Below are 23,105 nucleotides of genomic sequence, written 5' to 3' on the forward strand. Positions count from 1 at the left end.
TTTCTGGTGCGTACCGGGCTGAGAGGCGGTGTAAGTGAACTGTAGTTGCCATGTTTTACGGCAATGAGAGCAGAGATAGCGCTGATGTCCGGCAGTGCTTTTGCCGTTACGCACCACGCCTTCAGTAGCGGAGCAGGAAGGACATCTGATGGAAATGGAAGCCACGCAAGCACCTTAAAATCACCATCATACACTAAATCAGTAAGTTGGCAGCATTACCCGCAGTTCATTACTTATACTGTAAATTTTTTTAACGTCATTGGTGGAGACAATTTCTGCAAACTTTCTTTTTACCGTCCAATAATCAATATTTCTATTGTGATTGTTAACCACTGCGTGCATTGGCGGGATTGAAGGGTGAAAAATATGTGCAATTGGGAAGCCTTTCATTGATGCCTGCCTTGTCGTCATGACAAACAATAATAGATGCTTATTTTCCTCGCACGACACTTACGCACTATCAAAAAACGCTCATTTACCCGGCGTTACAGTAAACGAAGCAACATTCTGTGTCCTACGCTGATGTAAAGCACAGTGAAAATTCCCCTTGTTGACTTCGTCTGACCTTATCGCGGCGACCAGCAATTATTTGTTTTGTGATCCTCAACACAAAATGCTATTCGTCGCCTATGAGGGGAGAAGAATTTATGGAAAACGATTGCATTCACAAAATGACGTCCTGTCAGAAGAGAAAAAGTTGACGTTAATCAATTGTTCGAGATGATCAATACCTGTATTCGAAATTTTAAAATATTGATAAAATAAATGTTTGTTCTCCAACAAATAGCGTGAAAAAATGTGACGTGCCGCAGTATTTATCGCTGAAAATGGTTTATTTATAATAAAATTTGAGAACTTGCTCATTAAATTTAACTCAAATTTTGCCTGGTAATTATCCGGTAATTGCTTGAAATATGGTCTCAGCCCCTTTTTTGTATTAACCACATAACGAATGATGTTATCGCCATAAAATATGGTTATCCCCGTCATTTTTTTTGATAAAAATCAGGGTTTATGCTGATTTTTATGTTTTAACTTGTTGATATTTAAAGATATTTAATTGTAATAACGATACCCTGGAAAGTAATGAAAGTTAATTTGTGAGTGGTCGCACATATCCTGTTCATTTCATTTTGATACACTTCATGCCGTCAATGAGGTAATTAACGTAGGTCGTTATGAGCACTATTCTTCTTCCGAAAACGCAGCACCTGGTAGTCTTTCAGGAAGTCATTAGAAGTGGCTCTATCGGCTCGGCTGCAAAAGAATTAGGGTTAACTCAACCGGCCGTCAGTAAAATCATTAACGATATTGAAGATTATTTTGGTGTGGAATTAGTGGTGCGGAAAAATACCGGTGTAACATTAACACCTGCCGGTCAATTGTTACTCTCCCGTTCCGAATCCATTACCCGTGAAATGAAAAATATGGTTAATGAGATAAGCGGTATGTCTTCTGAGGCGGTGGTGGAAGTCTCATTTGGTTTTCCTTCATTGATTGGTTTTACTTTTATGTCAGGGATGATCAACAAGTTCAAAGAGGTGTTCCCGAAAGCGCAGGTTTCTATGTATGAAGCGCAACTGTCTTCGTTCTTACCGGCAATCCGCGACGGTCGACTGGATTTTGCGATTGGTACGTTAAGTGCAGAAATGAAGCTTCAGGATTTACATGTTGAGCCGCTGTTCGAGTCCGAGTTTGTGCTGGTAGCCAGTAAGTCCCGAACATGCACCGGCACCACCACGCTGGAGTCGTTGAAGAACGAACAGTGGGTGTTGCCACAAACCAATATGGGGTACTACAGCGAGCTTCTTACTACGTTACAAAGAAATGGCATCAGTATTGAAAACATCGTTAAAACCGACTCAGTCGTGACAATTTATAATCTTGTTCTCAATGCTGATTTCTTAACTGTAATTCCTTGTGATATGACGTCACCTTTTGGTTCAAATCAATTTATTACTATTCCAGTTGAAGAAACATTACCTGTGGCACAATATGCCGCGGTATGGTCGAAAAATTATCGTATTAAAAAAGCAGCATCGGTTTTGGTGGAATTAGCCAAAGAGTATTCATCTTATAATGGGTGTAGACGAAGGCTATTAATAGAAGTTGGTTAGTTATTTGTTTTTATTTAAACATAAATAATCCACCTGTCTGTTTTGCAGGTGTCGGTTACGGTTATCTACATATTTAATTCAGGCGAAGAGGTTTTATAATGCATATTACATACGATCTGCCGGTTGCTATTGATGATATTATTGAAGCGAAACAACGACTGGCTGGGCGAATTTATAAAACAGGCATGCCTCGCTCCAACTATTTTAGTGAACGTTGCAAAGGTGAAATATTCCTGAAGTTTGAAAATATGCAGCGTACGGGTTCATTTAAAATTCGTGGCGCATTTAATAAATTAAGTTCACTGACCGATGCGGAAAAACGCAAAGGCGTGGTGGCCTGTTCTGCGGGCAACCATGCGCAAGGGGTTTCGCTCTCCTGCGCGATGCTGGGTATCGACGGTAAAGTGGTGATGCCAAAAGGTGCGCCAAAATCCAAAGTAGCGGCAACGTGCGACTACTCCGCAGAAGTCGTTCTGCATGGTGATAACTTCAACGACACTATCGCTAAAGTGAGCGAAATTGTCGAAATGGAAGGTCGTATTTTTATCCCACCTTACGATGATCCGAAAGTGATTGCTGGCCAGGGAACGATTGGTCTGGAAATTATGGAAGATCTCTATGATGTCGATAACGTGATTGTGCCAATTGGTGGTGGTGGTTTAATTGCTGGTATTGCGGTGGCAATTAAATCTATTAACCCGACCATTCGTGTTATTGGCGTACAGTCAGAAAACGTTCACGGCATGGCGGCTTCTTTCCACTCCGGAGAAATAACCACGCACCGAACTACCGGCACCCTGGCGGATGGTTGTGATGTCTCCCGCCCGGGTAATTTAACTTACGAAATCGTTCGTGAATTAGTCGATGACATCGTGCTGGTCAGCGAAGACGAAATCAGAAACAGTATGATTGCCTTAATTCAGCGCAATAAAGTCGTCACCGAAGGCGCAGGTGCTCTGGCATGTGCTGCATTATTAAGCGGTAAATTAGACCAATATATTCAAAACAGAAAAACCGTCAGTATTATTTCCGGCGGCAATATCGATCTTTCTCGCGTCTCTCAAATCACCGGTTTCGTTGACGCTTAATTAATTCGTTGAGGATAGGATATGAGTACTTCAGATAGCATTGTATCCAGCCAGACAAAACAATCGTCCTGGCGTAAATCAGATACCACATGGACGTTAGGCTTGTTTGGTACGGCAATCGGCGCCGGGGTGCTGTTCTTCCCTATCCGCGCAGGTTTTGGCGGACTGATCCCGATTCTTCTGATGTTGGTATTGGCATACCCCATCGCATTTTATTGCCACCGGGCGCTGGCGCGTCTGTGTCTTTCTGGCTCTAACCCTTCCGGCAACATTACGGAAACGGTGGAAGAGCATTTTGGTAAAACTGGCGGCGTGGTTATCACGTTCCTGTACTTCTTCGCGATTTGCCCACTGCTGTGGATTTATGGCGTTACTATTACCAATACCTTTATGACGTTCTGGGAAAAACAGCTCGGATTTGCACCGCTGAATCGCGGCTTTGTGGCGCTGTTCCTGTTGCTGCTGATGGCTTTCGTCATCTGGTTTGGTAAGGATCTGATGGTTAAAGTGATGAGCTACCTGGTATGGCCGTTTATCGCCAGCCTGGTGCTGATTTCTCTGTCGCTGATCCCTTACTGGAACTCTGCAGTTATCGACCAGGTTGACCTCGGTTCGCTGTCGTTAACCGGTCATGACGGTATCCTGATCACTGTCTGGCTGGGGATTTCCATCATGGTTTTCTCCTTTAACTTCTCGCCAATCGTCTCTTCCTTCGTGGTTTCTAAACGTGAAGAGTATGAGAAAGACTTCGGTCGCGACTTCACCGAACGTAAATGTTCCCAAATCATTTCTCGTGCCAGCATGCTGATGGTTGCAGTGGTGATGTTCTTTGCCTTTAGCTGCCTGTTTACGCTGTCTCCGGCCAACATGGCGGAAGCCAAAGCGCAGAATATTCCAGTGCTTTCTTATCTGGCTAACCACTTTGCGTCCATGACCGGTACCAAAACAACGTTCGCGATTACACTGGAATATGCGGCTTCCATCATCGCACTCGTGGCTATCTTCAAATCTTTCTTCGGTCACTATCTGGGGACGCTGGAAGGCTTGAATGGTCTGATTCTGAAGTTCGGTTATAAAGGCGACAAAACTAAAGTGTCGCTGGGTAAACTGAACACTATCAGCATGATCTTCATCATGGGCTCCACCTGGGTTGTTGCCTACGCCAACCCGAACATCCTCGACCTTATTGAAGCCATGGGCGCACCGATTATCGCATCCCTGCTGTGCCTGTTGCCGATGTATGCCATCCGTAAAGCACCGTCTCTGGCGAAATACCGTGGTCGTCTGGATAACGTGTTTGTTACCGTGATTGGTCTGCTGACCATCCTGAACATCGTATACAAACTGTTTTAATCCGTAACTCAGGATGAGAAAAGAGATGAATGAATTTCCGGTTGTTTTGGTTATTAACTGTGGTTCGTCTTCGATTAAGTTTTCCGTACTCGATGCCAGCGACTGTGAAGTATTAATGTCAGGTATTGCCGACGGTATTAACTCAGAAAATGCATTCTTATCCGTAAATGGGGGAGAGCCAGCACCGCTGGCTCACCACAGCTACGAAGGTGCATTGAAGGCAATTGCATTTGAACTGGAAAAACGGAATTTAAATGACAGTGTGGCCTTAATTGGCCACCGCATCGCTCACGGCGGCAGTATTTTTACCGAGTCCGCCATTATTACCGATGAGGTCATTGATAATATCCGTCGCGTTTCTCCACTGGCACCCCTGCATAATTACGCCAATTTAAGTGGTATTGAATCGGCGCAGCAATTATTTCCGGGCGTAACTCAGGTGGCGGTATTTGATACCAGTTTCCACCAGACGATGGCTCCGGAAGCTTATTTATACGGCCTGCCGTGGAAATATTATGAAGAGTTAGGTGTACGCCGTTATGGTTTCCACGGCACGTCGCACCGCTATGTTTCCCAGCGCGCACATTCTTTGCTGAATCTAGCGGAAGATGACTCCGGCCTGGTTGTGGCGCATCTTGGCAATGGCGCGTCAATCTGCGCAGTTCGCAACGGTCAGAGTGTTGACACCTCAATGGGAATGACGCCGCTGGAAGGCTTGATGATGGGTACCCGCAGTGGCGATGTCGATTTTGGTGCGATGTCCTGGGTCGCCAGCCAAACCAACCAGAGCTTGGGTGACCTGGAACGCGTAGTGAATAAAGAGTCGGGATTATTAGGTATTTCCGGTCTTTCTTCGGATTTACGTGTTCTGGAAAAAGCCTGGCATGAAGGTCACGAACGCGCGCAACTGGCAATTAAAACCTTTGTTCACCGAATTGCCGTCATATTGCCGGACACGCAGCTTCATTACGTCGCCTGGATGGAATTATATTCACCGGCGGAATAGGAGAGAATTCAAGCTTAATTCGTCGTCTGGTCATGGAACATTTGGCTGTATTAGGCGTAGAGATTGATACAGAAATGAATAATCGCTCTAACTCCTGTGGTGAGCGAATTGTTTCCAGTGAAAATGCGCGTGTCATTTGCGCTGTTATTCCGACTAACGAAGAAAAAATGATTGCTTTGGATGCCATTCATTTAGGCAAAGTTAACGCGCCCGCAGAATTTGCATAATTTAGTTGAAGTATTGTAGAGAGATTATTTTTCATGAAGGTAGATATTGATACCAGCGATAAGCTGTACGCCGACGCATGGCTTGGCTTTAAAGGTACGGACTGGAAAAACGAAATTAATGTCCGCGATTTTATTCAACATAACTATACACCGTATGAAGGCGATGAATCTTTCCTCGCCGAAGCGACGCCTGCCACCACGGAATTGTGGGAAAAAGTAATGGAAGGTATCCGTATCGAAAACGCAACCCACGCGCCGGTTGATTTCGATACCAATATTGCCACCACAATTACCGCTCATGATGCGGGATATATTAACCAGCCGCTGGAAAAAATTGTTGGCCTGCAAACGGATGCGCCGTTGAAACGTGCGCTACACCCGTTCGGTGGCATTAATATGATTAAAAGTTCATTCCACGCCTATGGCCGTGAAATGGACAGTGAATTTGAATATCTGTTTACCGATCTGCGTAAAACCCATAACCAGGGCGTATTTGATGTTTACTCACCGGATATGCTGCGCTGCCGTAAATCTGGCGTGCTGACCGGTTTACCAGATGGCTATGGCCGTGGGCGCATTATCGGTGACTATCGCCGCGTAGCGCTGTATGGCATCAGTTATCTGGTACGTGAACGCGAACTGCAATTTGCCGATCTCCAGTCTCGTCTGGAAAAAGGCGAGGATCTGGAAGCCACCATCCGTCTGCGTGAGGAGCTGGCAGAGCATCGTCATGCGCTGTTGCAGATTCAGGAAATGGCGGCGAAATATGGCTTTGATATCTCTCGCCCGGCGCAGAATGCGCAAGAAGCGGTGCAGTGGCTCTACTTCGCTTATCTGGCGGCAGTGAAATCGCAAAATGGCGGCGCGATGTCGCTGGGCCGCACGGCATCGTTCCTCGATATCTACATTGAGCGCGACTTTGAAGCTGGCGTACTCAATGAGCAGCAGGCACAGGAACTGATCGATCACTTCATCATGAAGATCCGTATGGTACGCTTCCTGCGTACACCGGAATTTGATTCGCTGTTCTCCGGCGACCCAATCTGGGCGACGGAAGTGATCGGCGGGATGGGGCTGGACGGTCGTACGCTGGTGACCAAAAACTCCTTCCGCTATTTGCACACCCTGCACACTATGGGGCCGGCACCGGAACCTAACCTGACCATTCTTTGGTCGGAAGAATTACCGATTGCCTTCAAAAAATATGCCGCGCAGGTGTCGATCGTCACCTCTTCCTTGCAGTATGAAAATGACGATCTGATGCGTACTGACTTCAACAGCGACGATTACGCGATTGCCTGCTGCGTCAGCCCAATGGTGATTGGTAAGCAAATGCAGTTCTTTGGTGCACGCGCTAACCTGGCGAAAACGCTGCTCTACGCAATTAACGGCGGGGTGGACGAGAAGCTGAAGATTCAGGTCGGGCCGAAAACAGCACCGCTGATGGACGACGTGCTGGATTACGACAAAGTGATGGACAGCCTCGATCACTTCATGGACTGGCTGGCGGTGCAGTACATCAGCGCGCTGAATATCATTCACTACATGCACGACAAGTACAGCTACGAAGCTTCGCTGATGGCGCTGCACGATCGTGATGTCTATCGCACTATGGCATGCGGCATCGCGGGCCTGTCGGTGGCGACGGACTCCCTGTCTGCCATCAAATATGCCCGCGTGAAACCAATCCGTGACGAAAACGGCCTGGCGGTGGACTTTGAAATCGACGGTGAATATCCGCAGTACGGCAACAACGACGAGCGCGTAGACAGCATTGCCTGCGACCTGGTTGAACGCTTTATGAAGAAAATTAAAGCGCTGCCAACCTATCGCAACGCCGTCCCTACCCAGTCGATTCTGACTATCACTTCTAACGTGGTGTACGGCCAGAAAACCGGTAATACGCCGGACGGTCGTCGCGCCGGAACACCGTTCGCGCCGGGCGCTAACCCGATGCATGGTCGTGACCGCAAAGGTGCCGTGGCCTCATTGACGTCGGTGGCGAAACTGCCGTTCACCTACGCCAAAGATGGGATCTCGTACACCTTCTCAATCGTTCCTGCGGCGCTGGGCAAAGAAGATCCAGTACGTAAAACCAACCTTGTCGGCCTGCTGGATGGGTATTTCCACCACGAAGCGGATGTCGAAGGCGGTCAACACCTCAACGTCAACATAATGAATCGGGAAATGCTGCTGGATGCCATCGAGCACCCGGAAAAATATCCTAACCTGACAATCCGTGTCTCTGGCTACGCCGTGCGCTTCAACGCACTGACCCGTGAACAGCAACAGGATGTTATTTCACGTACTTTTACCCAGGCGCTCTGACGCCGGAGGATGTATGAAAAAGATTATCGAAACGCAACGTGCCCCAGGCGCAATCGGCCCTTATGTTCAGGGCGTTGATTTAGGCAGCATGGTCTTCACCTCCGGGCAAATTCCGGTTTGCCCGCAGACCGGTGAGATCCCGGCTGATGTGCAAGATCAGGCGCGTTTAAGCCTCGAAAACGTCAAAGCGATCGTGGTTGCTGCCGGGCTGAGCGTGGGCGATATCATCAAGATGACCGTGTTCATCACCGATCTGAATGATTTTGCCACCATCAATGAAGTCTATAAGCAGTTCTTCGATGAGCATCAGGCGACCTACCCGACCCGGAGCTGTGTGCAGGTTGCGCGTTTGCCGAAAGATGTGAAGCTGGAAATTGAAGCTATCGCAGTACGTAGTGCGTAAAGCCTCGTGAGCGGGACGGTCGCAAGGTCGTTCCGCTCCACTTCACTGAACGGCAATCCGAGGGTGTGGATATGATTAGTGCATTCGATATTTTCAAAATTGGGATTGGTCCCTCCAGTTCGCATACCGTGGGGCCAATGAATGCCGGAAAAAGTTTTATTGATCGGCTGGAAAGTAGCGGCTTATTAACCGCGACGAGCCATATTGTGGTCGATCTGTATGGGGCGTTGTCACTGACGGGCAAAGGCCATGCCACGGATGTCGCCATTATCATGGGACTGGCAGGAAACAGTCCGCAGGATGTTGTCATTGATGAGATCCCTGCATTTATAGAGTTAGTAACGCGCAGCGGGCGGCTGCCAGTGGCATCTGGTGCGCATATTGTTGATTTTCCTGTAGCAAAGAACATTATCTTCCATCCCGAAATGTTGCCTCGCCATGAGAACGGAATGCGGATCACTGCCTGGAAGGGACAGGAAGCGCTATTAAGTAAAACCTATTACTCTGTCGGCGGCGGGTTTATTGTCGAAGAAGAACACTTCGGCCTGTCGCACGATGTCGAAACGTCCGTACCTTACGATTTCCACTCAGCAGGTGAACTGCTGAAAATGTGTGATTACAACGGCCTGTCTATATCTGGCCTGATGATGCACAACGAGCTGGCGCTGCGCAGCAAAGCGGAAATTGACGCAGGGTTTGCCCGTATCTGGCAAGTGATGCATGACGGTATTGAACGCGGGATGAACACTGAAGGCGTGCTGCCTGGTCCGCTCAATGTGCCGCGTCGTGCCGTAGCGCTGCGTCGTCAGCTGGTTTCTAGCGATAACATCTCTAACGATCCGATGAATGTCATCGACTGGATCAACATGTACGCGCTGGCGGTTAGTGAAGAAAACGCAGCTGGCGGGCGCGTGGTAACGGCACCGACTAACGGTGCGTGCGGCATTATTCCGGCAGTGCTGGCTTATTACGATAAGTTCCGTCGTCCGGTAAACGAGCGGTCAATTGCCCGCTATTTTCTGGCAGCGGGGGCTATTGGCGCGCTGTATAAAATGAACGCCTCCATCTCTGGCGCGGAGGTCGGCTGTCAGGGGGAGATTGGCGTGGCCTGTTCAATGGCGGCGGCAGGGTTAACTGAACTACTGGGCGGCAGTCCGGCGCAGGTATGCAATGCGGCGGAAATCGCGATGGAGCATAACCTTGGGCTGACCTGCGATCCGGTTGCCGGACAGGTACAAATCCCGTGCATTGAACGTAATGCCATTAATGCCGTGAAAGCAGTAAACGCCGCGCGGATGGCGATGCGCCGCACCTCGGCACCGCGTGTTTCACTCGATAAAGTGATCGAGACGATGTATGAAACCGGCAAAGATATGAACGATAAATACCGCGAAACATCACGCGGAGGACTGGCCATTAAAGTGGTCTGCGGCTGACATTGCTGTCAGCTTTCATCCTTGGGTGCACAAATGTGCACCTTTTTTTGTGATCTGCCGCAAATAGAGAATGAATATTCTCTTGCGATTAATTTAGTAGAAAATTCTTATCCATCTCCGTTATTTCAAAGTCTTGATTGTGAAGATTTTCTCTGACCTCGCGCGTATCATTTCTTTATTCTAATAACTCGCCTGCAAAAACGTAGACCGCATATCGCCTTGATGCGGCTCGGAAAAAAATAATAAGCCCTACAAAATATTGAGCGAGAAATTATGGAAATTGCATCGAATAAAGGCGTCATTGCAGACGCTTCGACCCCGGCGGGTCGTGCTGGAATGAGTGAGAGCGAGTGGCGAGAAGCGATCAAATTCGACAGTACTGACACCGGCTGGGTGATTATGAGTATCGGGATGGCGATTGGCGCGGGGATTGTTTTTCTCCCGGTGCAGGTCGGTTTGATGGGATTGTGGGTATTTTTGCTCTCATCGGTGATTGGTTACCCGGCAATGTATCTGTTTCAGCGGTTGTTTATTAATACGCTGGCAGAATCACACAGAATGTAAAGATTACCCGAGTGTCATTAGCGGTTATTTAGGTAAAAACTGGGGCATCCTGTTAGGTGCGCTCTATTTCGTAATGCTGGTGATTTGGATGTTCGTCTATTCCACCGCCATCACCAACGATAGTGCTTCCTATCTGCATACCTTCGGCGTGACGGAAGGGGTGCTGTCAGACAGTCCCTTTTATGGTCTGGTACTGATTTGCATTCTGGTGGCGATCTCTTCACGCGGCGAGAAATTGTTATTCAAAATTTCGACCGGCATGGTGCTGACCAAGCTGCTGGTAGTCGCTGCGCTGGGCGTGTCGATGGTGGGAATGTGGCATCTGTATAACGTCGGTTCGCTACCGCCGCTGGGGCTGCTGGTGAAAAACGCCATTATTACGCTGCCGTTTACCCTGACGTCGATTCTGTTTATCCAGACGTTAAGCCCGATGGTGATCTCTTATCGCTCGCGGGAAAAATCAATTGAAGTGGCGCGGCATAAAGCATTGCGGGCAATGAATATCGCGTTTGGCATTTTATTTGTCACCGTCTTTTTCTACGCCGTGTCGTTCACGCTGGCGATGGGACATGACGAAGCGGTAAAAGCCTACGAGCAGAATATTTCCGCGCTGGCGATTGCCGCACAGTTTATTAGCGGTGACGGCGCAGCGTGGGTGAAAGTGGTCAGCGTCATTCTCAATATCTTTGCTGTCATGACTGCATTCTTTGGCGTCTATTTAGGCTTTCGCGAAGCAACGCAAGGGATCGTAATGAACATCCTGCGTCGCAAGATGCCTGCCGAGAAGATTAACGAAAATCTTGTTCAGCGCGGCATCATGATTTTCGCCATTTTGCTGGCCTGGAGCGCCATCGTACTGAACGCACCGGTGTTGAGCTTCACCTCTATCTGTAGCCCGATTTTCGGCATGGTAGGGTGCCTGATCCCGGCGTGGCTGGTTTACAAAGTACCGGCATTGCACAAATACAAAGGGATGTCTCTGTACCTGATTATCGTCACTGGTTTGTTGCTTTGTGTTTCTCCGTTCCTGGCATTTTCTTGATTTACCTGAAATTTTAAGGTTTTTAATATGTTTGATTCGACTTTAAATCCGTTATGGCAGCGTTACATCCTCGCCGTTCAGGAGGAAGTAAAACCGGCGCTGGGATGTACTGAACCGATTTCACTGGCGCTGGCGGCGGCGGTTGCTGCGGCAGAACTGGAAGGTCCGGTTGAACGTGTAGAAGCCTGGGTTTCGCCAAATCTGATGAAGAACGGTCTGGGCGTCACCGTTCCCGGCACGGGAATGGTGGGGCTGCCGATTGCGGCGGCGCTGGGGGCGTTAGGTGGAAATGCCAACGCCGGGCTGGAAGTGCTGAAAGACGCAACTGCGCAGGCAATTGCCGATGCCAAAGCACTGCTGGCGGCGGGGAAAGTCTCCGTTAAGATCCAGGAACCTTGCAATGAAATCCTCTTCTCACGCGCCAAAGTCTGGAACGGTGAGAAGTGGGCGTGTGTCACCATCGTCGGCGGGCATACCAACATTGTGCATATTGAGACGCACAATAGTGTGGTGTTTACCCAGCAGGCGTGTGTGGCAGAGGGCGAGCAAGAGTCTCCGCTGACGGTGCTTTCCAGAACGACGCTGGCTGAGATCCTGAAGTTCGTCAATGAAGTCCCGTTTGCGGCGATCCGCTTTATTCTCGATTCCGCGAAGCTAAATTGTGCGTTATCGCAGGAAGGTTTGAGCGGTAAGTGGGGGCTGCATATTGGCGCGACGCTGGAAAAACAGTGCGAGCGCGGTTTGCTGGCGAAAGATCTCTCTTCATCCATTGTGATTCGTACCAGCGCGGCATCCGATGCGCGTATGGGCGGCGCTACGCTTCCGGCTATGAGTAACTCCGGCTCGGGTAACCAGGGGATCACCGCAACAATGCCTGTGGTGGTTGTAGCAGAACACTTCGGAGCGGATGATGAACGACTGGCGCGTGCGCTGATGCTTTCTCATTTGAGCGCAATTTACATCCATAACCAGTTACCGCGTTTGTCTGCACTTTGTGCCGCAACGACCGCAGCAATGGGGGCCGCCGCTGGGATGGCATGGCTGGTGGATGGGCGTTATGAAACTATCTCGATGGCGATCAGCAGTATGATCGGCGATGTCAGCGGCATGATTTGCGATGGTGCGTCGAACAGCTGCGCGATGAAGGTTTCGACCAGTGCTTCGGCTGCGTGGAAAGCGGTGTTAATGGCGCTGGATGATACCGCCGTGACCGGCAATGAAGGGATCGTGGCGCATGATGTTGAGCAGTCGATTGCCAACCTGTGTGCGTTAGCAAGCCATTCGATGCAGCAAACGGATCGGCAGATTATCGAGATTATGGCGAGCAAGGCCAGATAAACGCCAGGTTTTGAGTATTGTGCCGGATGCGATGCTGGCGCACCTTATCCGGCCTACGGGTTGTTTAATTCGTTAATGTTGTTGGATTTTGTAGGCCGGATAAGGCGTTTTCGCCGCATCCGGCAACCTGTCTTTACGCGGTAGCTTCATCCTCGGCTAAACGCGTTTCAGCATCCGCGACGATGGCTTCCAGCTCGCTCAACATCTCTTCATAGCCAAAATTTTTGGCGGTGCGAGCAGGTTCTTTCGCCACCACGGGCTTCACTGGCTGGCGCTTTTTGGCCGATTTTTTACTCATCATCATCTCCCTGTAAAAACAACTAGACAGGCAAATCTATCAGCAAAGCGCGCAGTGGGGAATCGGCAACCAGCGTAATGTTAGCCTCGTCACGAATAAACGCCCCATCACCGCAGGTCAGCGCCGCTTTCTCTTCATGATGCGTAAGCGCATGAAATTTCCCGTGAATCGATTGCAAATACGCGCGTGGCCCATGCAACTGGAAATTCGCACTTTCGCCTTTGTCGAGCACGATATGGTGCAGCCACACTTGCTGGCGTAATTGCAGGCTTCCCATCGTACCCTCTGGCGAGGCGATTAATTGCTGCTTGCCCATATTAAGCGCCAGTTTTTGAATCAGCGGATTCTCTCGCTGCGGGCAGGCGTCCAGCCAAAGCTGCATTCGTGTTAACGGTTTGTCTTTGCTGAGATTGTGTTCGCTGTAGCTGACACCCGGCTGGGTAGAGAGCAGCAACGCCTCACCGGCGCTGGCCTGAACATGATTGCCTTCGCTGTCGCGATACTCTGCTTCTCCATCCAGAATCACATTTAAAATATCGACTTTGGGATAGGTTCGCGGCTGAAAGGCGGCACCTGGGGCCAGCACTTCCTGGTTAAGCACACGCAGGGAGGCATAGCCTAACAATTTCGGGTCGAAGTAGTGTCCAAAGGAAAAAGTATACCGGGCCTGCAACCATCCGTAGTCTGCTTGTCCACACTGCCTGGCAGTTCGGGTAGTAATCATAATTCTTGACCTCTCTTTACTTCCTTTTATGGTAAGGGGCTGGACGCTACATTGTTAGCCAGATATTCTGCCCGGTATGTTCAAATTTCCTGAATGAGAACGAAATGGCCAAAGAAAGGGCATTAACGCTGGAAGCACTACGGGTTATGGATGCGATCGATCGCCGGGGCAGTTTTGCGGCGGCGGCGGATGAGCTGGGACGCGTGCCTTCCGCACTTAGCTACACCATGCAAAAACTGGAAGAAGAGCTGGATGTGGTGCTGTTTGACCGCTCGGGCCATCGCACCAAATTCACCAATGTCGGGAGGATGTTGCTGGAGCGAGGGCGCGTTTTGCTGGAAGCAGCAGATAAACTGACTACCGATGCGGAAGCCCTCGCGCGCGGTTGGGAAACGCATCTCACCATTGTGACCGAGGCGCTGGTACCGACACCTGCCTTTTTCCCGTTAATCGACAAACTGGCGGCAAAAGCCAATACCCAACTGGCAATCATCACCGAAGTGCTGGCGGGGGCGTGGGAACGACTGGAGCAGGGGCGGGCGGATATCGTTATCGCGCCGGATATGCATTTTCGTTCCTCGTCGGAGATCAACTCGCGCAAGCTCTATACCTTAATGAACGTCTACGTTGCCGCGCCTGATCACCCGATTCATCAGGAGCCGGAACCGTTATCTGAAGTGACGCGCGTGAAATATCGTGGAATTGCGGTAGCGGATACCGCTCGTGAGCGCCCGGTGTTGACCGTACAGCTGCTGGACAAACAGCCGCGCTTAACGGTGAGCACGATTGAAGATAAACGTCAGGCATTACTGGCGGGGCTTGGCGTGGCGACGATGCCGTATCCGATGGTCGAAAAAGATATTGCGGAAGGGCGGTTGCGTGTCGTCAGCCCGGAATCGACCAGCGAGATCGATATTATTATGGCCTGGCGTCGTGACAGTATGGGGGAAGCGAAATCCTGGTGTCTGCGGGAAATTCCCAAACTTTTTAGCGGAAAATAATATTTATTATTGTTAATAAAAAGGGGCGAAATATCGCCCCAATTCTAAGATTAATTTGAACCAAACTTAGGATCGTTTCCGTAACGATTGCTGCCAGAATTGCCTTCTAAACAGGCAAATACAAACAGAACTAACCAGCCAATGATCGGTACCAGATAGAGAAGCGCCCACACACCTGAACGGTCAGTATCGTGCAGACGACGAACACACAGAGCAATGACCGGAATGATTGTTGCTGCCAGGTAAATGAGAGAAAGGAATGGAAACTCTAAACCTAAAATCAATTGAATGACATTGATAATAGCGCCGACGATGGCGTTAATCAGAGTAAACATCCAGTACTCTTTACGACGTGCGCGACCAGAGAAACCAACATAATTTTTTAATACGGCTAAATACCACTGCATAAAAACATCCCTTTAATTAAAAGTGACGAAAGTCTATTCCGGGTATTGTGTAAATGCTATTCGTATCTTTCTTTTTCGGATGTTATAAAGGTTTTGATATTTAAGATAAATACATGGTTGTTTTTTATAGGTAATTTATATAACGACATTGAAATATTTTAAATAAACATTAGTAAATTATTCATTCATCAACATGATGATAAAAGCCGGATGAGTCAGACATCCGGCGAGCAGATTTGTTTTAAGGTTCCAGTTTCGGATCTGGTCCAAAGCGGTTTTCGCCTGGCGTACCCGCCTGGCAGTTAAAGACGATGATAATAAGCCAGCCGATAAACGGGATTAAGAACAACAGTGCCCACCACGCCGAGCGGTCGGTGTCGTGCAGGCGGCGGAACTGAACCGCCCACCACGGTAAAAACACCAGAATACCGTAGATTGTCGTCAGGATGCCTTCGCCACCGGCGCGTTGCCAGCCTAACATTTTATCCAGCAGCCCCAGCACGAACGTAAAGATGATGTTGACCAGAATAAACATCCAGTACTCTTTGCGCCGCGCACGACCCCGGAAACCGACATAATTTTTTAGTACTTTCAGATACCAGTCCATTTTTGCCTCAATTTTGCTCAATCACTTGTTTTTAAAGCAGCAAATTAAGAATAGACGTGAATGAAATGGCAGTAAATATTCGTTCAAGGAATTAATAAAGTGCCGTGAAGGTGCGCTAAGACTGATGACAAGCGCAAAATCGCCAGATGCGCTACGCTTATCTGGCCTACGCGGTCATTTTAACATATTGAATATAAACGTTTTGTAGGTTTGATAAGGCGTTCACGCCGCATCCGACATGAACAACATGCACTTAGCTAATTATCAGAGGCACCTCGTAAGGTGCCTTTTTTTAACCGAAGCGAACATCTCGTCCATGCGGTTCATCGAGATCCTGCCACGGACCAATTGAAATAATCCCCGTAGGGTTGATGGTCTTATGGCTGCGGAAGTAATGATTACGGATGTGATCGAAATTGACAGTTTCGGCGATCCCCGGCATCTGGTAGATATCGCGCAGGAAGCCATACAGATTCAGGTAATCGCTGATGCGGTGCTTATCACACTTGAAGTGGGTCACATACACTGGATCAAAACGCACCAGCGTAGTCCACAGGCGAATATCGGCTTCGGTTAGCTGGTTGCCGGTCAGGTAACGATGCTGGCCTAAAATCTGCTCCAGTCGCGCCAGCGATTCAAACACTTTCGCCACCGCCTCGTCGTAGGCTTGCTGGCTGGTGGCAAAACCAGCTTTATACACGCCGTTGTTAACGGTGTCATAAATCCAGCCGTTAAGTTCGTCAATTTTCGTTTGCAGGGCTGGTGGGTAGTAATCACCCGCTTTTGCGCCCAGCGCATCAAACGCGGTATTGAACATGCGGATGATTTCTGCTGATTCGTTGCTGACAATGGTGTGGTTCTTTTTGTCCCACAGCACGGGAACAGTAACTCGTCCGCTGTAGTGTGGATCGGCGTGGAGATAAAGCTGATACAGAAATTCATGTTGATAGAGCGTATCTCCGGTTGCTCCCGGAAAACTGTCATCAAAGGTCCAGCCGTTTTCCAGCATCAGCGGGTTCACTACGGAAACGGAAATAAACGGTTCCAGTCCTTTGAGTTTGCGCATGATCAGCGTGCGGTGCGCCCACGGGCAGGCGAGTGAAACATAGAGATGATAACGATCTTTCTCTGCGATAAAACCGCCTGTGCCAGTGGGGCCAGGTGTCATGCCAGACGCCGTCAATCAGTTGCCCCATTTTTCTCTCCTCCAATAGCAAAAACGAGGAGCTTCCTCCTCGTTTTTTATCGTTAAGTATAGCGCGTGCTTACCACTTTTTATTCAGCAGGCGGTCGATGCTATACGCGCCCGGACCGGTAATTGCCAGCAGCAGGAATCCGCCAGAAATTGTCAGGTTTTTCATGAACATCAGCGAGTTGACGCCTTCAGCAAACTTGCTGTGAAATAAAAATGCCGTCAGCAGCGTAAAGCCCGCAGTAAACAGGGCTGTGGTGCGAGTCAGGAAACCGAACAGGATTGCCAGACCACCACCGAACTCGAGCAGAATCACCAGCGGCAGCATAAAACCCGGGACACCCATTGCTTCCATATATTGTTGGGTACCAGAGTAAGCGGTGATTTTTCCCCAGCCTGCGGTAATAAACAGAATCGGCATTAAAATGCGCGCTACCAGTACACCAACATCTTCTAATTTTTTCATCATACTCTCCACTGCGCCACTCAGGCTGCTGATTGTTTTTTTGTGCAAGGGCGCGGTATTAGCGTCGTTGCTGTCGATGGAGAGAATCATAAACGTGGTGAATGATGATTGTTAGCAAGGAAAACTGTCAAAAATCTTCAAAAAATTTGAGGGATAGGGCCGGAATGGCTCCGGCCAGAGGGAAGTTAACCGCGAAGCTGTTGCTGCTTGAGGGTCGTTTTAACCAGACGCCAGGCGCTCCATACGCCAAAACCGCGTCTGGCCCAGCGGACCAGCATATTAGGATGGCGAATCGTCCAGATCGCCATCACGCTACTGCCAACCAGCGCCCAGGAGCGCAGACTTAGCAGCATATTCCAGCGACGATCGTAAGCGCCTGTTGCCTCCAGCCATTCACGACGACTGGCGGAAAGATCCAGCCGTTGTTGCTGGATCTGGCTAAGCAGTTGCGCCTTACGTCGTTCACGTTCGACTTTACTGCTCACGGGACTCCTCCTCGAGCAGTTGCCGATCGTTTGCCAGCTCATGGCGTGTATGGCGCAGCAAGGTGGATTTACGCGATTTACGTAACGTCCAGATACCGCCAATCAGTGCCAGTAGCAGCAACACCACGGTGGTGGCAATCATCGCATTCAGGCGATATTGCGGATCAACCGCCCAAATAATTAGCACCATCAGGCTCATAAGACCAAATGCAGCGAAAAGCATCGTCAGGCCCAGCATCAGTAAAAGTTGAAAGAGATTAGCTTTTTCCTCTTCCAGCTCCACCACCGCCAGCCGCAGACGTGTTTCCACCATTTCAACCATGATGGAAACAATTCGCTGCCCGATGCCCAGAACGCTTTTACCGGGCCCTTGCGCGTGATGAGTGTCCGCCATAATTAACGACGCGACAGCAGAACGCCGAGCACTACACCGATTGCAGCGCCAATTCCCACGCCGGTCCACGGATTTTCACGCACATACTCATCAGCACGCGCCGCCGCGACACGGGTTTGTTTGGCGATGGCATCACCGGTTTCACCCAGGCGATAACGGCTCTGTTTCAGTGCCTGCTCCGCTTTGCTACGAATCTTACTCAACTCTTCTTTCGACTTCTCGCCAGATGAGCTAAGCACCTCTTCCAGCGTATCGGAAAGGGATTTCAACTCAGCACGCAGATGTTCCGTAGTGTGTTCTTTTGACATAGTTTTCTCCAGGTGAGTAAGTAGTGACTATTGTGAGTTAGTAGTCGCGCGCTTCCAGCTTTTTCAGCTCTTCCTGCGCTTCTGCCAGTTTCCGTTCGCGTTTGGCAATCTTATCGGCATCGCCTTTTTGCTTCGCCTCGGCTAAATCTTGCTGGCGTTCCGCCACCTCATCTTTCTGCTTTGCGATTTTCTTGTGATGATCGGCACGCAGCTGGCTATCTGAACAGTTGGCCCGGACTTCACTCAGGGCTTTATTCAGACCGTCAATACGATTCTGGTTTTGGTGTTTTTCGGCATAGCTGATCTCCTTAAGGATATTTTGCTCCTTTTCCTGACACAGGGTAGTGGCATAACTACCGGCACTAAGAGCAAAGAGAGAAACAGCTAAAGCGATGCGGTATTTCATTCTTGAACCTTCCATTGTGATTCGGACCTGTTACAAAGGAACGATTGTCCAGACAACGAAGCGGTAGTGTTAACCACCGCCTCATTAATCATAGACAGTTACGGTGAAATCACCAAAGTGAGTGATATGTTTCGGATAACAGGAAGTTATCCGAAGCGATGAGAGTTATCCCGTAACCGGGTCAGCCACTGCATAGCCTGACTGTTATTGTCCTGCTGCGCAATGATGTAGCCATGGGGCAATGTTCTGTCGAGGACCGCTTTTGCGGCGGCGCTCTGGTCGCTGGAGTCAAATGTAATTAACAGAGTGTCGTTTTTGGGGGTGATACTTTTGAAAGGAATGCCATGAGCGTCAAGGTGATGCCAGATCGAAAAACCGTCTGGCATCGTTGTGCCTTGATGAACGGCACGAATCGCCAGCGTAGACTCTTGCTGGCGAACCGCGGACCAGGCCAGCAACAGCGTGCCGACCAGAAGTAAAACAGTGCCGGACCAGGCTAGCTGGCGAAGCGACATGCGAGGTATTTGCATCCCTTACCCCCGATTTCCATATTTCTTTTTCCATAACACGACCAGAGAACCTGCCAGGCCAAACACCAGCAGCACCACCGGGAGCAGCATCAGGCATGACATCAGCTGGTCCTCGTACTTTAAAAATACCGGCGTTTTGCCGAGCATGTAACCCAGAGTTGTCAGGATCAATACCCACAGCAGACCGCTCATCCAGTTGAAAAACTGAAAGCGCGCGTTATTCAGCCCTGATAACCCGGCAATCGTCGGCAGCAGTGTTCTGACAAACGCAATAAAGCGACCAATTAACAGCGCCGATAAACCGTGTTTATGAAAAAGATGGTGTGCGCGTTGATGATAATGCGCGGGTAAATGAGATAGCCAGTTTTGTACGGTGCGGGTATTGCCCAGCCATCGCCCCTGAATATAGCTGACCCAGCAGCCGAGGCTGGCGGCAACGGTCAGCAGCAGAATCGTTTGCGGGTAACCCATCGCGCCTTTCGCAATCAACACGCCGACCAATACCAGTAAACTGTCGCCCGGTAAAAAGGCCGCTGGAAGCAAGCCGTTTTCAAGGAACAAAATTACAAACAAGACAAAATACAACATGCCAATCATCGATGGATTGGCCAGGGTTTCAAAATCCTGCGCCCACAGGGCTTGCAGCAATTGGGTCAAAAGTTCCATTCATTATTCCTGGTGAATCGGTTAACGCCACGCTGGTTTTAAAAGATGCACTACCGCAATGTTATTGCTGTTTTGGTATGTTCTGCGGGTTTGATACATCAACACAGCCTGAACTATTCCCTGTTAAATCGTGAGATAAGAAAGCATTCAAAAACATAAATTCAAATTGAATCTAATTGTAACAAAGGTCAACGTTGTTCGTTATCAAAATTACATGTCCGTGGAGTCTGATTTTGCTGAATGCAGGGGAGGGTGGCGAGAGGATTTACACAGGCTGACACTTTATACTTTTCGCTTACCGACGAAGCGAACAGGCGCGTCGCAGCGCCTGTCGGACAGGAGTTTCATTTACTGCCACTGGTGGCCGTATCGAGATGCACTACCGGGTTTTCGGCGAATAGATAGCGGTCGGCATTGAACTCGAAATCGTCGCTGGTTTCGTTAAATAACATGATTTTGGTGTTTTCCAGATGCTGCCACATTGCCAGCTTAGCAGCATGGGGATCTTTGCGAATTAACGCCTTGAGAATTTGATCGTGGTCATCACACCAGTTATCAACGGTACGGGAATCAATGTGTTCGTGTAGTTTTTTCCAGTACGGGTTATGGCTACGCTGGGTCCACATTTTTTCAACGATGGCCGCCAGGGCGGAGTTCTGCGTCGCCAGGGCTACCTGAATGTGGAACTGTAAATCCCACTCGGAATCACGGAAGCATTGTTCGCCGCGCGCCTGTTCCTGAATGGCCATCAGTTTCATGATGTCTTGTTTCGTTACCTGAGTTGCCGCGAACTCGGCAATATTACTTTCGATGAGCTGGCGAGCCTGAAGCAACTCAAACGGACCGTAATTGGCGAATTCCATATTATTGTCAGCCGCCTGCTGATGGCGCGGCTGGTTGGAAACCACATGAATACCTGAACCTTTACGCACCTCCACATAGCCTTCAACTTCCAGCATGATGATGGCTTCACGAACTACCGTTCGGCTGACGTTCTTTTCATCGGCAATAAAGCGTTCGGCAGGCAGTTTATCACCCACCAGATAGACGCCCTGTTCAATGCGCTCTTTCAGGTCAGCGGCAAGTTGTTGATACAAACGGCGTGGTTCAGTGATTTCCATATGCGTCTCCCGGAGTGGAATGCGGACGAAGTTATCATACCACTTTATTCATGGGTATGCCATTGGTCATATATAAATTTGGTGATTGAATTAATGTATTGAATTAATATTGTGAATATTTATAAATTCCTAAAAAATAAGTATCGTCATTGTGAAAGCTACTAAATTTCAGCAAGTTAATTCCCAGCCTTTAAATTTAATATTAACTAAAAATGCTTTTTTATATTGACTTACAATAAATCTACATCTCTAATACACCAACTTTTTGGAAACAATATTGTAAGATCAAATTTATATGGTGGCGAAAATTAATCTCTTATCACGGCTTGCGCCGCTTTTATTCGTGTTCGCTCCTTTTTTGGCACAGTCAAATATGACTGTTTATCCTATGGCTGTTTCCATTAATAGTCAGGATGAAGGCAACGTTCGCGTAATATCTAAAAGTAATGAAGTTCAGTACATCAAGGCGACAGTATTCCGTATCGATAATCCATCGACGCCTCAGGAAAATGAAGTTGAGATTAAATCCGGTGATGCAAATCATCTGGTTGTTATGCCACCTAAATTCGCTTTACCAGCCGGTAGTAGCAAAACTGTGCGCTTTGTTGCAATGGAACCAGAGCAAAAAGAAAAAAATTAACGCGTTAAATTTGAAGCGGTTCCCAGTATTGATGACGTTGCCACAGATAAAAAAGATTTCTCTATGCAGTTAACTGTTAGCTTAATTTGGGGGATTGTTGTTAGTGTTCCACCTCAGCAACCTATTGCTAAGTTAGAAGTAAATGCTGCCCAAAAATTAGTTAATGCAGGGAATCAACGCTTAAAGATTTTAACGATCGCTTATTGTAAAAATAATAGCAAAGAAAATTGTAAGATACAGACCGTAAATAAAAACATCTTCCCTGGTCAGGAAAGAAATCTTGAAAGCATATCTGGCTACGACAAAATCGTTGTCAAATATAATAACTGGATCACCAAAGATAATGGCGAGTTTGAACTGGCGGTCCATTAATTATCATTGTAATAAACGAAGGAATAGTAATGAAAAAGGTATTTGCAAAATCTCTTCTGGTCGCAGCGATGTTTTCTGTTGCAGGCTCCGCATTGGCAGTACAAAAGGATATTACTGTAACGGCCAACGTTGATGCCGCTCTGGATATGACACAGACCGATAACACCGCGTTGCCGAAAGCAGTAGAAATGCAATATCTGCCGGGGCAGGGTCTGCAATCTTACCAGTTGATGACCAAAATCTGGTCTAACGACGTTACCAAAGATGTAAAAATGCAGTTAGTTTCCCCGGCGCAACTGGTTCAAAGCCTGGATGCTAGCAAGATTGTTCCGCTGACAGTAACCTGGGGCGGTGAAGAAATTAAAGCTGATGCGGCAACCACTTTTACCGCAACCAAAATCTTTGCTTCCGATGCGTTAACTAACGGTTCTCTGGCTAAAAACCTGATGTTTGCTCAAACCACCAAAGGTGTTCTGGAGACAGGCATTAGACTGGCCCCCTGAATCTCCAGACAACCAGTATCACTTAAATAAGTGATAGTCTTAATACTAGTTTTTAGACTAGTCATTGGAGTACAGATGATTGA

At 48.6% G+C, this 23,105-nt stretch carries 24 protein-coding genes and 5 pseudogenes; 12 read left to right on the forward strand and 17 right to left on the reverse strand.

What is annotated here, in order from left to right; genetic code table 11:
- The 3 genes and pseudogenes from BHE85_RS20990 to tdcR all read right to left on the reverse strand — a co-directional run.
- A partial coding sequence (locus BHE85_RS20990; RefSeq protein WP_047664789.1) for an IS1 family transposase occupies positions 1-165 on the reverse strand: 165 nt, incomplete at its 3' end.
- 45 nt (positions 166-210) lie between these two features.
- A pseudogene (locus BHE85_RS20995) lies at positions 211-390 on the reverse strand (hypothetical protein); the annotation flags it as partial.
- 255 nt (positions 391-645) lie between these two features.
- Entirely contained in the window at positions 646-864 is a 219-nt protein-coding gene (gene tdcR, locus BHE85_RS27855; protein WP_001390702.1) for a transcriptional activator TdcR, read from the reverse strand.
- A gap of 314 nt (positions 865-1,178) precedes the next feature.
- Here tdcR and tdcA point away from each other — a divergent pair, with 314 nt between their 5' ends.
- The 9 genes and pseudogenes from tdcA to cyuA all read left to right on the forward strand — a co-directional run bounded on the left by tdcA (position 1,179) and on the right by cyuA (position 12,902).
- On the forward strand, positions 1,179-2,117 hold the full coding sequence (tdcA, locus tag BHE85_RS21005) for a transcriptional regulator TdcA (RefSeq protein ID WP_000104209.1): 939 nt from the start codon (positions 1,179-1,181) through the stop codon (positions 2,115-2,117).
- Between the two features lie 98 nt (positions 2,118-2,215).
- Positions 2,216-3,205 (forward strand): bifunctional threonine ammonia-lyase/L-serine ammonia-lyase TdcB, encoded by a 990-nt coding sequence (tdcB, locus tag BHE85_RS21010; RefSeq protein ID WP_000548347.1) that lies wholly within the window; start codon positions 2,216-2,218, stop codon positions 3,203-3,205.
- A 21-nt stretch (positions 3,206-3,226) separates the two neighbouring features.
- Entirely contained in the window at positions 3,227-4,558 is a 1,332-nt protein-coding gene (tdcC, locus tag BHE85_RS21015; RefSeq protein WP_115785431.1) for a threonine/serine transporter TdcC, read from the forward strand.
- A gap of 25 nt (positions 4,559-4,583) precedes the next feature.
- Positions 4,584-5,791: pseudogene (gene tdcD, locus BHE85_RS21020) on the forward strand (propionate kinase).
- A 33-nt stretch (positions 5,792-5,824) separates the two neighbouring features.
- Positions 5,825-8,119: a 2-ketobutyrate formate-lyase/pyruvate formate-lyase gene (gene tdcE, locus BHE85_RS21025; RefSeq protein ID WP_000861723.1), complete on the forward strand. Its 2,295-nt coding sequence runs from the start codon at positions 5,825-5,827 to the stop codon at positions 8,117-8,119.
- A 13-nt stretch (positions 8,120-8,132) separates the two neighbouring features.
- Positions 8,133-8,522, forward strand: a complete 390-nt coding sequence (locus BHE85_RS21030; RefSeq protein ID WP_000719990.1) for an enamine/imine deaminase — start codon at positions 8,133-8,135, stop codon at positions 8,520-8,522.
- A 71-nt stretch (positions 8,523-8,593) separates the two neighbouring features.
- Positions 8,594-9,958 carry an L-serine ammonia-lyase gene (tdcG, locus tag BHE85_RS21035; RefSeq protein WP_000622099.1) on the forward strand — a complete coding sequence of 455 codons (1,365 nt, stop codon included), beginning with the start codon at positions 8,594-8,596 and terminating at the stop codon, positions 9,956-9,958.
- A 273-nt stretch (positions 9,959-10,231) separates the two neighbouring features.
- A pseudogene (locus BHE85_RS21040) lies at positions 10,232-11,564 on the forward strand (SLC5/6 family protein).
- A 27-nt stretch (positions 11,565-11,591) separates the two neighbouring features.
- Positions 11,592-12,902, forward strand: a complete 1,311-nt coding sequence (gene cyuA, locus BHE85_RS21045; protein WP_000460522.1) for a cysteine desulfidase — start codon at positions 11,592-11,594, stop codon at positions 12,900-12,902.
- Positions 12,903-13,035: 133 nt separating this feature from the next.
- Here cyuA and yhaL read toward each other — a convergent pair whose 3' ends face one another.
- Together yhaL and BHE85_RS21055 are read right to left on the reverse strand one after the other, a co-directional pair.
- Positions 13,036-13,200, reverse strand: a complete 165-nt coding sequence (gene yhaL / locus BHE85_RS21050) for a protein YhaL (protein ID WP_001295544.1) — start codon at positions 13,198-13,200, stop codon at positions 13,036-13,038.
- A gap of 22 nt (positions 13,201-13,222) precedes the next feature.
- Positions 13,223-13,924 carry a pirin family protein gene (locus BHE85_RS21055; RefSeq protein ID WP_000633577.1) on the reverse strand — a complete coding sequence of 234 codons (702 nt, stop codon included), beginning with the start codon at positions 13,922-13,924 and terminating at the stop codon, positions 13,223-13,225.
- 104 nt (positions 13,925-14,028) lie between these two features.
- Between BHE85_RS21055 and yhaJ the strand changes: the two genes are divergently transcribed.
- A complete protein-coding gene (yhaJ, locus tag BHE85_RS21060; protein WP_001041010.1) occupies positions 14,029-14,925 on the forward strand; it encodes a DNA-binding transcriptional regulator YhaJ in 897 nt (298 codons plus the stop codon).
- Positions 14,926-14,975: 50 nt separating this feature from the next.
- Here the strand turns inward: yhaJ and BHE85_RS21065 are convergent, their stop codons facing one another.
- From BHE85_RS21065 to exuR, 12 genes and pseudogenes are all read right to left on the reverse strand, one after another.
- On the reverse strand, positions 14,976-15,332 hold the full coding sequence (locus BHE85_RS21065; RefSeq protein WP_001198785.1) for a DUF805 domain-containing protein: 357 nt from the start codon (positions 15,330-15,332) through the stop codon (positions 14,976-14,978).
- 241 nt (positions 15,333-15,573) lie between these two features.
- Positions 15,574-15,939: a DUF805 domain-containing protein gene (locus tag BHE85_RS21070; RefSeq protein ID WP_000384145.1), complete on the reverse strand. Its 366-nt coding sequence runs from the start codon at positions 15,937-15,939 to the stop codon at positions 15,574-15,576.
- A gap of 292 nt (positions 15,940-16,231) precedes the next feature.
- A pseudogene (yqjG, locus tag BHE85_RS21075) lies at positions 16,232-17,122 on the reverse strand (glutathionyl-hydroquinone reductase YqjG); the annotation flags it as partial.
- Between the two features lie 82 nt (positions 17,123-17,204).
- Positions 17,205-17,597: a DoxX family protein gene (locus BHE85_RS21080; RefSeq protein WP_000732231.1), complete on the reverse strand. Its 393-nt coding sequence runs from the start codon at positions 17,595-17,597 to the stop codon at positions 17,205-17,207.
- A gap of 185 nt (positions 17,598-17,782) precedes the next feature.
- Positions 17,783-18,082, reverse strand: coding sequence for a YqjK-like family protein (locus tag BHE85_RS21085; protein ID WP_000096086.1), 300 nt, complete (start codon positions 18,080-18,082; stop codon positions 17,783-17,785).
- Positions 18,072-18,476 (reverse strand): phage holin family protein, encoded by a 405-nt coding sequence (locus BHE85_RS21090; RefSeq protein WP_000785722.1) that lies wholly within the window; start codon positions 18,474-18,476, stop codon positions 18,072-18,074. Before BHE85_RS21090 ends, BHE85_RS21085 begins: the two co-directional genes overlap by 11 nt.
- 2 nt (positions 18,477-18,478) lie before the next feature.
- Positions 18,479-18,784: a DUF883 family protein gene (locus BHE85_RS21095; protein ID WP_000031415.1), complete on the reverse strand. Its 306-nt coding sequence runs from the start codon at positions 18,782-18,784 to the stop codon at positions 18,479-18,481.
- 37 nt (positions 18,785-18,821) lie between these two features.
- Positions 18,822-19,190: a DUF1090 family protein YqjC gene (yqjC, locus tag BHE85_RS21100; RefSeq protein ID WP_001297156.1), complete on the reverse strand. Its 369-nt coding sequence runs from the start codon at positions 19,188-19,190 to the stop codon at positions 18,822-18,824.
- Between the two features lie 146 nt (positions 19,191-19,336).
- Positions 19,337-19,720 (reverse strand): EnvZ/OmpR regulon moderator MzrA, encoded by a 384-nt coding sequence (gene mzrA / locus BHE85_RS21105; protein WP_001166768.1) that lies wholly within the window; start codon positions 19,718-19,720, stop codon positions 19,337-19,339.
- A 3-nt stretch (positions 19,721-19,723) separates the two neighbouring features.
- Positions 19,724-20,386, reverse strand: coding sequence for a DedA family general envelope maintenance protein YqjA (yqjA, locus tag BHE85_RS21110; RefSeq protein WP_000422149.1), 663 nt, complete (start codon positions 20,384-20,386; stop codon positions 19,724-19,726).
- Positions 20,387-20,407: 21 nt separating this feature from the next.
- Complete coding sequence (yqiM, locus tag BHE85_RS27860) at positions 20,408-20,491, reverse strand: protein YqiM (RefSeq protein WP_211180508.1); 84 nt, start codon at positions 20,489-20,491, stop codon at positions 20,408-20,410.
- A gap of 239 nt (positions 20,492-20,730) precedes the next feature.
- Positions 20,731-21,507: a transcriptional regulator ExuR gene (gene exuR / locus BHE85_RS21115; protein WP_000406488.1), complete on the reverse strand. Its 777-nt coding sequence runs from the start codon at positions 21,505-21,507 to the stop codon at positions 20,731-20,733.
- A gap of 295 nt (positions 21,508-21,802) precedes the next feature.
- On the opposite strand from exuR, the pseudogene BHE85_RS21120 reads away from it, so the two are divergent.
- Positions 21,803-22,519, forward strand: a pseudogene (locus tag BHE85_RS21120) (fimbria/pilus periplasmic chaperone).
- Positions 22,520-22,548: 29 nt separating this feature from the next.
- Positions 22,549-23,022: a CS1 type fimbrial major subunit gene (locus BHE85_RS21125; RefSeq protein ID WP_000755096.1), complete on the forward strand. Its 474-nt coding sequence runs from the start codon at positions 22,549-22,551 to the stop codon at positions 23,020-23,022.
- The last annotated feature ends 83 nt before the right edge of the window (positions 23,023-23,105 follow it).

The organism is Shigella sp. FC1567 (assembly GCF_001743015.1).
Lineage (GTDB): Bacteria > Pseudomonadota > Gammaproteobacteria > Enterobacterales > Enterobacteriaceae > Escherichia > Escherichia coli.